The organism is Streptomyces sp. NPDC004561, from assembly GCF_053602155.1.
Genome location: NZ_JBSGDB010000301.1, coordinates 1 through 11,253, shown reverse-complemented (window position 1 = coordinate 11,253; position 11,253 = coordinate 1). Strand labels below are relative to the sequence as shown.

At 69.6% G+C, this 11,253-nt stretch carries 6 protein-coding genes and 2 pseudogenes; 2 read left to right on the top strand and 6 right to left on the bottom strand.

What is annotated here, in order from left to right:
• The coding region (locus ACWEN3_RS30950; protein ID WP_452977320.1) for a hypothetical protein at nucleotides 1-287 on the top strand (287 nt) is incomplete at its 5' end.
• A 486-nt stretch (nucleotides 288-773) separates the two neighbouring features.
• On the opposite strand, the gene ACWEN3_RS30945 is transcribed toward ACWEN3_RS30950, so the two are convergent.
• From ACWEN3_RS30945 to ACWEN3_RS30920, 6 genes and pseudogenes are all read right to left on the bottom strand, one after another.
• Nucleotides 774-1,151, bottom strand: coding sequence for an STAS domain-containing protein (locus tag ACWEN3_RS30945; RefSeq protein ID WP_452977317.1), 378 nt, complete (start codon nucleotides 1,149-1,151; stop codon nucleotides 774-776).
• A 237-nt stretch (nucleotides 1,152-1,388) separates the two neighbouring features.
• A complete protein-coding gene (gene ku, locus ACWEN3_RS30940; RefSeq protein WP_452977314.1) occupies nucleotides 1,389-2,294 on the bottom strand; it encodes a non-homologous end joining protein Ku in 906 nt (301 codons plus the stop codon).
• Nucleotides 2,295-2,403: 109 nt separating this feature from the next.
• Nucleotides 2,404-2,592 (bottom strand): annotated as a pseudogene (locus ACWEN3_RS30935) (IS5/IS1182 family transposase); the annotation flags it as partial.
• A gap of 553 nt (nucleotides 2,593-3,145) precedes the next feature.
• Complete coding sequence (locus ACWEN3_RS30930; RefSeq protein ID WP_452977323.1) at nucleotides 3,146-5,323, bottom strand: FUSC family protein; 2,178 nt, start codon at nucleotides 5,321-5,323, stop codon at nucleotides 3,146-3,148.
• A 304-nt stretch (nucleotides 5,324-5,627) separates the two neighbouring features.
• A complete protein-coding gene (locus tag ACWEN3_RS30925) occupies nucleotides 5,628-6,803 on the bottom strand; it encodes a glutathione-independent formaldehyde dehydrogenase (RefSeq protein ID WP_452977311.1) in 1,176 nt (391 codons plus the stop codon).
• Nucleotides 6,804-7,114: 311 nt separating this feature from the next.
• Nucleotides 7,115-8,236: a hypothetical protein gene (locus tag ACWEN3_RS30920; protein WP_452977308.1), complete on the bottom strand. Its 1,122-nt coding sequence runs from the start codon at nucleotides 8,234-8,236 to the stop codon at nucleotides 7,115-7,117.
• Between the two features lie 566 nt (nucleotides 8,237-8,802).
• Between ACWEN3_RS30920 and uvrA the strand changes: the two are divergent.
• Nucleotides 8,803-11,253: pseudogene (uvrA, locus tag ACWEN3_RS30915) on the top strand (excinuclease ABC subunit UvrA); the annotation flags it as partial.

Sequence of the window (11,253 nt, the reverse complement as noted above, 5' to 3'; positions counted from 1 at the left end):
CGGCGATCGTGCTGAGGTCGGTCCAGCCGGGAGCGTTGGCCGGGCCCGAGACGATGTTCGGGTTGTCCGGGTTGTTCCCGCTGGTGACGCGCCTGGCGGCGAACGGCACCCCATTCTTGAGCGCGGCAAGGAACTGCTCGGCGCCGTTCGGCTTCGTCGAGTCCACACCCGTACCGCACGCGGTCGCTGTCGCTGTCGCGGTCGCCGTTTGGGTCGCGGTCGCCGTTGCGGTCACGGTCTTCGTCACCGTGACGGTGGGTTTGACGGTCGGGCAATTGCCGCCGTAGGCGTCCGTGGAGTGGCCCGGCTTGTTCTGGTCGCAGTGGGGGGCTCCCCGAGTCCGAGTGCGAGCCTGACGGGCGGACGCTGAAGTAAAGGTGCATTCATGCGGAAACGCGCACATAGATCAATAAATTGGGCTAGCCGCTGCTCCCGGACGGGGCAAGTCTCGGGAATGCGCGGTGCTTGCCTGCGTAAACCTTGGTCACAAGGTCGGCGTAGCGACTTTGGCCGGAGTTTCAACGACCGAGTCAAGGCGACGGGTGCCGCCCACAGTGAGGACGGCGCCCGTACCAGGTCAGGCTTCGAGGTCTGTGATCACCTTTATCAGGTCGATCACACAGCGTCTTCGGGGTTGGTCCTTCCGCTGGGTCCACGGGCATCCCTGGCTGATCGCTGCCGTCCGCTGCTGTCGGTGTCGGAAGCACGCTGCCGCATCTGTCGTGTTGCCTTGCCTGCCGGTTGCGGAACCAGTTAGCCAACGACTCCGCCCTTTACGAAGCGGCGGCGCCCTCGACAGAGTCGCGGACATCCAGTACAGAGTCCGCCCCGGTAAGCCGCAGCACTCGTTGTAGTTGAGGTGCCGGCTCGGCCAGGCGCAGTGTGGTCATGGCGTGGATCCGGAGCAGTAGGTGCAGGAACGTCGAATCTGCAAAGGTGAGCAAAGAGGCGTCCACCACTACCTTGGAGTACTTCGTGGACGCGATCTCCAGGGCCTCGGCCAGGGACTCGATGGATGCGGCGTCGTACTCGCCGTAGGCGACGATCACCCACGCAGCGTCCCACTCATACTGGAGAACGGCGGCCTTCTTCGGCACAGGCCCCTTGACCTGCTCGTTCGACTGGCCGTTGGTCGTGCGAGCCGCACTCACGTCATCAGTATGGCCCTCGTATAGGGGAGTGAGCCCTGTGCCGGGGCGGCTTTCAGGTGCTGAGGGCTTGGCGGAGGGTTTCGCTGCAATCGATGACAGCGTCCAGCTGGGTGGGCCAGTACGGCGCCGTGCCCGACGCGCGCGCGGAGGCCAGGCTGGAGAGTGGCTTGATGCCCGCGACGTCGGGGTCGGTGGTCAGCGACTTGGTGGCGGCGTTCAGGATGCTCCCGGCGGCGGCTAGGCGGTGCGGGGTCGGCGGCCTGCCGCCTTCTTCGCCGCGGCCTTCTTGGCCGGCTGCCTCTTCCCGGCCGCCTTCTTCTTCGGCTCGGGCAACGTGTGCACTTCGCCGGGTCCCGTGTCCCCGCGATCGGTCTTCGCCTTCGCCACCGACTCCCGCAGCGCGGACATCAGGTCGAGCACCTGGGCCGGCTCCTCGGGTTCCGGCGCCCGGGGCAGCGGCCGCTCCGCCCGCTTCGCCTCGATGATCTGGGCGATCGCCTCCGTGTAGCGGTCACGGAACTCCTCGCCCCGCAGCTCCTCGACGGTCATGGTGTCCATCAGGACGAGCGCGCCCTCGATCTCCTCCTCGGACACCTCCACCGGCGGCGGCAGCAGCTCGGTGGGGTCGCGGATCTCATCGGGCCAGCGCATGGCATGCAGGACCAGGACGTCGTCGCGGACCCGCAGCAGGCCGAGCCGCTCCCGGCCGGACCAGGCGTACTTCGCGACGGCCACCTTGGCCGAGCGGCCGAGCGCCTGCACGAGCAGCTTGTAGGGCTTGGCCGCGACCTGGCCGGCGGGCTGCAGGTAGTAGCCCTCGCCGATCCGGATCGGATCGATGGACCGCAGCGGGACGAACGCGTCGATCTCGATCGCCTTCGCCGTCGGCAGTGGCAGATTGCTCAGGTCCTCGTCGGTGATCGGGATGACCTGGGTCTTGGTCAGCTCGTACCCCTTGCCGATCTCGTCCTGGGGCACCTCGCGGTCCTCCAGCTCACACACCTTGCGGTAGCGGACCCGGCCCTGGTCGGCCAGGTGGTACTGGTGGAAGCGAATGCTGTGGTCCTCGGTCGCGCTGACCACGTTGATCGGCACCGTGACCAGGCCGAACGAGATCGCGCCGGACCAGATGGTTCGGGGCATGAAAGACCTCCGCAGCAGCCCCGAGCAGCAACAGCCTACGGACACCACTTCACGAATGCACCCAAAGCCTACCCATCGGGCGAAGCAGGGTTAAGCACTGTTTCTCGGATCATGTGCGGAGCCAGATGATGAGGGCTGCGAGGGTGACGGTGCCGAGGTAGGTGCAGGCCCGTTTCTCGTAGCGGGTGGCGACGGCGCGGAAGCCTTTCAGGCGGTTGATGGCACGTTCGACGGTGTTGCGCTTCTCAAGAACGGCGGGTCGCTCGCGCCCGGCCGGCCTCGGCACTGAAGCTGGTCGAACGCCTGCTCGCTTAAGGGCTCGCCCGCTTCGACATCGCTGACGACCCGCCGCACGTCACCAACGGGTTGTTCGCGTTCTCTGGGGGCGGGTGTGTGTTACGTGGCGTGAGGGGAGTTCGTTGACCGTCTGGACTCGTTCCGGGGGGCGTTGCACTACTCGTGGCAGGAGTGGATGGTGCGGGTGTTTCCCGTAGACGATCCACGGCCGGGAGTTCCTCTTCCCCACGACCGCACCAACGAGCGGCCAAGCAACCCGGTCCCGCTGCTCGGCGCACGCCGATCCGCCCGCTGCGACAACTCGACCATCACCCGCGCCCACGGCTCCTCGTACTGAAGAACGGCACGGTCGCACGCGCCTCGCCGTCCTTCCCGCCGGGGAGGAACCACCGCCGACAATCGCTCGCCCCCGCCGCTGAAAGGCATCGCCGCCGCCGCACCCGGCTGGCCGATCCTCGTGGATGGCGACAGCGGCGTACGTGTGGCGGCGCCTGACGCGGCGGGGAGACTGCTTGCCGCTCCAGGAGGCGAGGCGCTCCCCGTGGCCGACTTCGTCACCCACCCCGGTGCGCGGGCCCTGATCCGTCACCTTCCGCCGCCGCGGCGGCCCGCACTCTCTGCTCCTCGCGAGCAGAGCCGACGTCCCGTTCCAGGGGTGTGCGGCTCACGGCTGTCGCGAGGTCTTCCAAGGCCCGTTTTTGCAGTTCCGCTTCGCGCCGCACGACCGGGCTCCCGTTGCCGGCGGCGGCGTCCTCCCACGCGTGGAGCGCCTCCTCCACGCGTCCCCAGTCCGGATTCCTGTGCTCGCGCACGGCGACTGCTGCCTTCGCGGTGTCCGTCTCCAGGGCCTCGGCGAACCGCTCCGCCTCGGGGACGACACGGCTGTCGGTCCGCGGGACGTGGCTCTCCATGAGCATCGCCGCGCGGCCGAACCCCTTGAGCGCCTCCTGCGCCTCCTGGGCCTCGCGCGACGTGAGCCCCCGGGGGCGGACTGGTTCCTGCCTTGCCCGGTCGTATGCCTCCTGCCAGGCGGCACGTGCCTCCCTGCTCGCCAGCAGTGCCCTGCGCATGTCGGCGTGATGCTCCCGGGTCGGTTCGGCGTAGTTGCGGAGCACCGCGGCCGCGTAGCGGCCGTTGGCGGCGAGCCAGTCCGCAAGCCGGCCCGGCAGTCGGGGCGTCTCCCATGCGGGGAACACCACGTACGCCACCATTGCCAGGGCCCCGCCGAGCAGGGTGAGCACCACCCGCTCCGGGACTGTCTGCTCCCATGCCTGGCCGCCCATGCCGAGCAGGAAGACGACGTACGCGGCGGTGAAGCACTGGGAGTAGGCGTAGCCGGTACGGTTCAGCATGTACGACAGGCCCGCCGAGACCACCGCCAGCGCGCCGGACACATGGGCGTCCGGACCCAGGGCCCGCACCATCCCGGTGGCGAGCGCGACCCCCGCCAGGGTCCCGGCGAGACGGGCCACCGCACGCGCGTACGTCCGGTGGAAGTCCGGCCGCATCACCATCACCGAGGCGATGGGCGCCCAGTAGCCGTGGCCCAGTGGGAGCCGGGCGGCGATCAGATAGCCGAGCGTGGCCACCGCCGCCAGGCGGACGGCGTGCCGGAACACGGGCGAGTCCCGGCGGAGCTCTCGGCGGACCGCCCGTACGACGACCGGGACCAGCCGGAGCATTGTCGGGCGCACCAAAAACTGGGCGTCGGCGAGGCCGGGCGGCGTAGGCGTCCTCCCGCTCGCGCAGCCGCTCTGGGCGATCTCCACCGCCTCGCCGAGCAGTTCCACGAGCCGAGCGGCGGCTTGCCGCGCGGGGCCCTCCAGCACCTCGTGCTCCTCGTCGACGCGCAGGACGTCCGTGCTCTCGGGCCGCATCTCGGCGGGAGTGCCGCGTCGGATCGAACGGGCGGCCGTATCCAGGACGTCGGCGGCCGCGTCGAGCAACTCCCGCGCGCGGTCCCGCCCGGGTCCCTCCGCCGGGGCGCCCACGTCCGGGTCGGCGAGCGCGGCGAGGACCGGCCGAATGCGCTCGGCGAGTCCCCGGGGGCCGTGCAGGACGGGGGGACGGGTGCGGGCCTGTGACGGCGTCACGGCAGCCGCGTCCCGGGCCGTCATCAATGGCTCCGGGTCGAACGGGGCGGTCGGGTCGTGCCGCAACCGGCGGGCGTAGTCCGCCACGGCGGCCAGGGCGTCGGCGAGCGCGTCACGATGCGCTCCCCAACGCCGGATCGGGAACAGCAAGATCAGCACGGCCTGGGTAACGCCCCCGAGTGCGATGACCCCGGCGTGCTCCAGGGCTCGCCCGATGCTCGTGGGCAAGGTGATGGTCACGAGCATGCTGCCCACGGTCGTCGCTGCGACGATCCCAGCGGTCGATCCGACGGCCCACGCCATTCCCGCGGCAAAGGCCCACACGGCCAGCAGCGGTAGGAACGTCACGAGTCGCCCCGCCGCCAAGTAGCCCACGAAGGTGCTGAGCGCCAGACCTGCGCCCGCGCCGAGCGCGACCACCTTGCGTGGACGCCAGCTGCGCTGGAAGGTGGCCCCACCCGCAGAGTAGGCGCCGAGGGCGGCGGACGCGGCATACGCAGGGGAGACCAGCCACAGCGTCGGCCCGATGACGATCGCCACCCCAGCGGCCGTGCGCAGCGCGAGCAGGGGCTCCAGCCGAGTCTCCTCGATCGTGAGCCCGGATCGCACGACCTCCCCGAAGGCCCGCAGCCACGTCACGGGTGTCCGCCTGGCCGGGATGCCCTGCCGGGTCGCGTCGGCCTGGTTGAGGTGCGGCAGCCGTCGGGCAAGGAAGCCTCCCACACGGCCCGCTAACTGGCTGGCGGCCGCAGCCGCTGGACGGGGTGCTGCCACTGCGGACACTGCTGAGCGTCCGCCAGTCCATCCTCCGGGCCGGAGCGCGGGCAATCGCTGTTGGTTCAGGTCCGGCGTTGGCCCCCGCCCCGGCCGGAGGACCGGTAGATCGCCACCCGTCCCCCGGACCGGTCCAGGGGAAACAGGGGGCACGGCGGCCCCGAGTCTCTTACCGCTTGTGGCCGTTGCCGTGTCCGTTCGGATGCAGGACCACCTTGGTCCAGCCCTCGTCACGGGCGTCGAAGTGCTCGTAGGCGGTGGGGGCCTCGTCCAGGCTGAGCTCGTGGGAGACGACGAAGCTCGGCTTGGCCTTCCCGCCGGCGATCAGGTCCCGCAGCGCCCGGTTGTACTTCTTTACCGGCGCCTGCCCGGTTCCCATGTGCTGGCCCTTGAACCACATCATGCCGAAGTCGATCGGGACCTTGCCCTGCGCTTCCAGCTCGCCCTGGGCCTCCGCGCCGCCGGGGTCCTGGGGCAGGAACACGCCCACCACGCCGATGTCGCCGGTGAACCTGACCGAGTCGATCAGGCCGTTGAGCGTGAGGCTGGCGTCCTCGTGTCCCTGGGGGTCGTGTGCCTGGTAGCCGACGCATTCACAGCCGTTGTCGGCGCCCAGACCGAGGGTGGCCTCCTTGACGACCTCCGCCGGGTTCTGCTCGGAGGTGTTGATCGGGATGGCCCCGATCTCCTCCGCCTTGCGCAACCGGTCGGGCTGGTGGTCGGCCGTCCATACGCGGCCGGCGCCCTTGAGAAGGGCGGAATAGGTCGCCATCAGCCCGACGGGACCGGCCCCGAAGACGATGGTCTGGTCGCCCGGCTTGACGTGGGCCATCTCGGTGGCGTGATAGCCGGTGGGGAAGATGTCGGCGAGCATCACGTAGTCGGTCTGCCGCTCGGCGGCGTCCTCGCCCAGACGCAGCGCGTTGAAGTCGCCGTAGGGCACGCGCAGCAGTTCCGCCTGGCCGCCCTGGTAGGGGCCCATGTCGGCGAATCCGTAGGCGGCTCCCGCGAGGGCCGGTTCCGGCTGCATGGTCAGGCAGTAGTTGGTCAGGCCCTGCTCGCACTGCTTGCAGAAGCCGCAGGCGATGTTGAAGGGCAGGACCACGTACTCGCCGACCTGGACCTTGCGGACGGCCGAGCCGACCTCCACGACCTGGCCCATGTTCTCGTGTCCCAGGGTCCGGCCGGACTCGAACGAGGTGCGGCCCTCGTACATGTGCAGGTCCGAACCGCAGATGTTGGTAGTGGTGATCTTGACGATGATGTCGCAGGGGTGTTCGATCTTTGCGTCCGGTACGTCCTTCACTGTGACCGTTCGCGGGCCTTCGTATACCGCTGCTTTCATGATGACTTCCCTTGGTGTCACGGCATGACCGCGGCATGGCGGTGATGGAGAGGGCGCAAAGAGCCCGACTCTCGGAAGTGCTGCGACGGGGGCCGTGGCTCCGGCACGCCTCTGGAGGGCCGTTCACCTGGATCAGGTGGAACGGTCGTTTTGCCGCCGGCCCCGCCAGGCGGAGCTTCGGCGCTCCGGCGCCCTTGCGTCCGGGTCCCCGTCGGCTCCCGAGGCGAAACAACCACGCACCGACCGATCAGCGGAATCTCCGGACCCGGACGACCACCGACCGACGGCACATCTCCGACTGAGGTCACCCGCTAGTCACCGTGGTCGTCCTGCAGCACGCTGCGACGCTCCTGTTCGCGCTTGGAGTAGGCGGCTGACCGGATCGCCTCGTCGCTCTCCAAGCCCGATCCCAGCGCGCCGCCCACCGTGGCGACCGAAGCGACGAACCAGGCCAACGTCCAGTACTCCGTGACGTGCAGTGGCGTTCGTGTCGTGGAAGCGAACACCCGTTCGTTGAGGATGAACAGCGCCCACACCAAGTTGATGACCATCAAACCCACGTAGCAGACGATCACCCCGATACCGACGGTCACGATCGTCGAGGCGTTGTAGAGAGCCGCCTTCTTCCTCGCCTCCGGCGAAACCTCATCCGTTCGATGCCACAGGTTCGCGTCCACGATCAGCCAGCCGATCATGAGAGCGACAGACCCGACCATGGCGATCACTAGGCGTGGCGTGCTCAGGTAGGTGGCCAGGTTCCAGATGGTGGAATTCACGGTGGCGACTGCTCCCGTGGCGAGTGCGGCCGCCAGGGCTTTCGACAGACCCGGGATCAAGCGCCACGGCCGGTTGGCGCGGACCATACCGCCGAGCACCCTCAGGTAACCGCGCGGCCCACTGAGGACGTACCGCAGATCGGCGATCTCCTCCTCACCGATCTGGCCCGGATGGATAGGCGCGAGACGACCGATGAAGGGCCCCCGCAGCGGCTGACTTCCCGGAGGTCCCTCAGCCCCAGTGACCTGTAGTCCAGCCAAGCTGAGCACGGCTTCTTCCACGGCCTGGCGGGCCCTGGTCTGCAGCCGGAAGCCCCCCAGCGTGGGAAGAGACAGCAGTACCAGGCCGTGTTCGTGACTCAGATCCGCCGCGAGCTTGTGCCCATGTGAGTGCAGCGGAAGGTCGGTGAGGGCCACGACGATGTCCCAGTTCCCCTCACTTCCGCGGTCCATGATCCGGCGCATCAACGTGGACAGGTCCTCGGTCCCTGCGGTGAAGGGCTCACTGACCACCTCGACGTCGAATCGTCGTCCGTGGCCTGACCTGTCGGCGAGCCGATCAGGAAGCATCTGTGCCATGCGCTGCGCGATCTCCGTCGGCGCATCCGGATCCGCCAGAAGAGTCACGACCGTAACGTCCTGAGACGACACCCGCATGACTCCTTATCGTCGGCTGGCACGTGGCCACAGGATGCCCCCGAGGTAACGCCGACGCCGCGTGACACGCTGGCCCTGCCAGCAGGTGCAGGCGGTACGGTCAGGACTCCTCGACCTCCCCGTGCAGGACCTGCTACACCACCGGGCCACACGGTTGCGTGCGCCACCGCGAACACCAGTTCCGCGCCACCCCGGCCGGCAGCGCACGCCGCGCGACCGGACACCCCGATTCGGTGTCCTGCCCGGAAGTGCGCAGGCAGGGGGCAGGCGAAGGCCCCGACTGGTTCGGGGGTCCCAAGCCGGGGCGGATCGAGAGTGGGCGCGAAGGGCGGTCGCCTCGCGGCGGGGGCTCCATAAGGCTTCAGCCGAACGATCGTCCTCATGGGCAAAGGGTGAGGCCAGGGGGACACAGTTCCCTTCACGCCCACATGCGGATCAACGGTGACGCACTCTCGAATGTTCCCTGGGAGCGCCTCATACCGGGATTTCTCTGGGCGCTCGTGTGAGCGGGGCCCGGTGACGGCACCTGTCGCGCGGTTCGCGGCGCGATCAGGTAATCAGGAACGGTGAACAAGGACGCGACCGACCCCTTCGTGCATGTCCGGGGCGCCGGTGAGAACAACCTGCGGAACATCGATGTCGACGTTCCTCGGGACGCGATGGTCGCCTTCACCGGCGTCTCCGGTTCGGGCAAGTCCTCGCTCGCGTTCGGCACGCTCTACGCGGAGGCCCAGCGGCGCTACTTCGAGTCCGTAGCACCGTACGCCCGAAGGCTGTTGCAACAGGTGGGCGCACCGCACGTGCAGGCAATCACCGGACTGCCACCGGCCGTGGCCCTGCAGCAGCGACGTGGGTCGCCCAGCTCGCGCTCGACGGTCGGCACCCTCACCACGCTGTCCAATCTGCTGCGCGTGCTGTACTCCCGCGCCGGCACCTATCCGCCCGGGGCCGCACGGCTGGAAGCCGAGTCGTTCTCGCCCAACACCGCGGCCGGCGCCTGCCCGGAGTGCCACGGACTGGGTGTCGTGCACGACGTCGCCGAGGATCTGCTCGTCCCGGATCCCTCGCTGAGCATCCGTGAGGGGGCGATCGCCGCTTGGCCGGGCGCCTGGCAGGGCGCCAACCTCCGCAGTGTCGTGAGCGGCCTGGGGATCGACATCGACCGACCGTGGCGCAGGCTCAGGAAGAAGGACCGGGACTGGCTGCTGTACACGGACGAACAGCCCTCCGTGTACATCGAGCCGGAGGAGGGCCGCGTCGACTACGGCTACCAGGGCAAGTTCTGGAGCGCCCGCAAGCACGTCATGCACGTCCTCGCCGACTCCAAGAGCGAGAAGATGCGCGAACGGGCGCTCCGGTTCGTCAGGAGTGTGCCCTGCCCCGCCTGTCACGGCAGCGGACTGCGGCCCGAGGCGCTCGCCGTGACCTTCGCCGGACGTTCCATCGCCGAGATCAACGCGATGCCGCTCACCGAGGTCGTGGCGCTGCTGCGGCCCGTCGGGGGGCGGTCCGAGGCCGACGCCACCACGTCGACCGCCCGATCCGGGGAGACGACCGAGGTCGCGGTCCGGATCTGCGGCGATGTGGTCGCGCGGGTCGACGTACTGCTCGACCTGGGCCTCGGATATCTCAGCCTCGGGCGCCGCTCGACGACCCTGTCGCCCGGCGAGGCGCAGCGCCTGCGGATCGCCACCCAGCTGCGCTCGGGGCTGTTCGGCGTCGTCTACGTCCTCGACGAGCCCTCCGCGGGCCTGCACCCGGCTGACGCGGAACCGCTGCTGGACGTGCTGGACCGCCTCAAGGCGGCGGGCAACTCGCTGTTCGTCGTGGAGCACGACATGGACGTCGTACGGCGGGCGGACTGGGTGGTCGACATCGGCCCCGGTGCGGGCGAGGGCGGCGGACGCGTGCTGTACAGCGGCCCGGTCGCCGGTCTTGAGCGGGTCGAGGAGTCGGCCACCAGCCAGTACCTGTTCGGGCGTGCCCAGCCGCTCGATCACCGCCCGCGCACACCGCACGGCTGGCTGCACCTGAGCGGCGTCTCCCGCCACAATCTGCACGACGTGTCCGTCGACGTACCGCTCTGCGTACTCACGGCGGTGACGGGCGTGTCCGGTTCCGGAAAGTCGACGCTGGTGACGCAGGTGCTCGCCGAGGTCGTCCGCGGCCACCTCGGACTCGTACCCGAGGAACCCGACGAGGCGCAGCTGAAGGTCGACGTCCAGGACGCGTCGGGAGTCGAGTCGTTCGACCGGCTGGTCCGGGTCGACTAACGGCCCATCGGCCGAACCCCCCGGTCCAACCTGGCCACCTACACCGGCATGTTCGACGCGGTGCGCAAGCTGTACGCGGCGACGGACGAAGCCCGGGCGCGCGGCTACTCGGCCGGGCGGTTCTCCTTCAACGTGCCCGAAGGGCGGTGCGAGACCTGCCAGGGCGAAGGATTCGTCGCGGTGGAACTGCTGTTCCTCCCCGGCACCTACGCGCCGTGCCCGACCTGCGAAGGCGCCCGCTACAACGCCGAAACGCTGGAAGTCACCTACCGCGGCAAGAACATCGCGGAAGTACTGGCGCTGTCCGTCGACGCCGCCGCCAAGTTCCTGTCCGCCGTCCCGGCCGCCTCCCGCAGTCTGGAGACGTTGCGCGAGGTGGGACTGGGGTACCTGCGGCTGGGCCAGCCCGCGACGGAACTCAGCGGCGGTGAGGCACAACGCATCAAACTGGCCACCGAACTGCAGCGAGCCCGCCGCGGGCACGCGCTCTACCTGCTCGACGAGCCGACGGCGGGGCTGCACCCCTCGGACATCGCACTGCTGCTGCGACAGTTGCACCGGCTCGTCGACGCCGGCAACACGGTCGTCCTCGTCGAGCACGACCTGGACACGATCGCCACCGCCGACTGGGTCATCGACCTCGGTCCGGGCGGCGGCGATGCGGGCGGGCGGGTGGTCGCGGCGGGCCCGCCGGCCCCGGTGGGGGGGGGCCGCCGCCGCGGCCCCGCGCCCGGGCGCGCGGCG

Coding starts and splice junctions, on each gene's coding strand:
- ku (WP_452977314.1), bottom strand. CDS start 2,294: ATGCCCCGAACCATCTGGTCCGGCGCGATCTCGTTCGGCCTGGTCACG.
- ACWEN3_RS30925 (WP_452977311.1), bottom strand. CDS start 6,803: ATGAAAGCAGCGGTATACGAAGGCCCGCGAACGGTCACAGTGAAGGAC.
- ACWEN3_RS30920 (WP_452977308.1), bottom strand. CDS start 8,236: ATGCGGGTGTCGTCTCAGGACGTTACGGTCGTGACTCTTCTGGCGGAT.